This window comes from Shewanella sp. SG41-4 (assembly GCF_014164505.1).
Classification (GTDB): domain Bacteria; phylum Pseudomonadota; class Gammaproteobacteria; order Enterobacterales; family Shewanellaceae; genus Shewanella.
The window spans coordinates 1-1191 of sequence record NZ_JACJFI010000637.1 but is presented as its reverse complement, the minus strand read 5'-3'; the positions used below and the strand labels follow the sequence as shown (position 1 = coordinate 1191).

The 1191-nt window shown below is 36.1% G+C and carries 1 pseudogene; it reads left to right on the top strand.

Features of this window, described 5'->3' with window-relative positions:
* Positions 1-605: 605 nt before the first annotated feature.
* Positions 606-1191, top strand: a pseudogene (locus H5202_RS22890) (hypothetical protein); the annotation flags it as partial.

The following is a 1191-nucleotide window of genomic DNA, read 5'->3' as shown; positions in this document are numbered from 1 at the left end:
GCAGGTGTTTGAGGCGTTACTTCATATCCGATTAGCAAGCATACTTTTCCTTATCCGACATTGTGATTTAGCTTTCTAGTATCAGGTACTTGATTTCCAGATATACAAACTTAAAGAGTTAGAGATATTTATGAAGAATATGAGTGTCTCGCAAAGGAAAGATTGACTTTTTAGATGGCAGGGCTGACAAATTCTATTCCTGAATACAGAAAACCTTGGTAAGTCTCAGGCCTTACCAGTGTTTCTGTTTAGCGACAACATCTTAGTTAACCAGTTTTTGTGTTTTTATACAGTATTATTGGTTTTGTGCGGATCATCTCTAAATTATGTGCAATCAGTTCGTGGTTTACTATTGAGTGAGAATAAAAAGAGATGTAAATTCAGTAAGATGAAAGTGTACATGCTTGAAATATTTAGATAACAGGTCGTGTGAAGTGTGCAACAGAGTTTCCCCCGGAAGTTTATTGGATACGATCTACAACGATTCCAGGTAGCAAATTCTTTTCATTTGAATTTTACGAGAAAATGCTTCGCACACTTTAACAACAGGCATTGGCAAACAGTGCAGCGCATAAATACTAAGACGTTATATTTTGGGAGGGTATGTGGACACAAAAGAACTTTACAAGTATCAGACAATGTATCTAGATACGTTGTCTGAATTTTTCATAAATGTGGTTGGTCAGTGCGCTACGACTTTCGATTCATTTATTTCTGTCCATCAAGCAATGAAAGCTAGTGCCCACAAGATGGAGAACGGAAAGAACCATTTTGCTGACTTAGAAGCTAATCTACGAGCACTATACTCAACATATGGCTCAGGTGCCTTTCAGTTTGCTCAAGAGTTGAATGCTTGTAAGTTGGTTCTTGGTGGAAGTTCTCGTTTCTACGAAACTCAGCTGAATGCAACTAAAAGGTCAATTTTGTTTGCAGATACAGTATTGATTCCTGATCCAGTACTGCCATACTTTGAACGTGATAGAGTTGAAGAAAAGTATATATATATCAATATAGTAAAGGCTGCATTCTATGTTTTGCAGATGAAAGAATTAAATAGTAATAGCTTTGACTTGCTACCGTTTTTTATTTTTCCTAGTTGGGAAAAATCACTAGAAGAACACGATAAACACACTCAAGAACAAATTAACCAATTAGTCATTGATGTTTTTAGTCATTATGTAGACTCTGGAA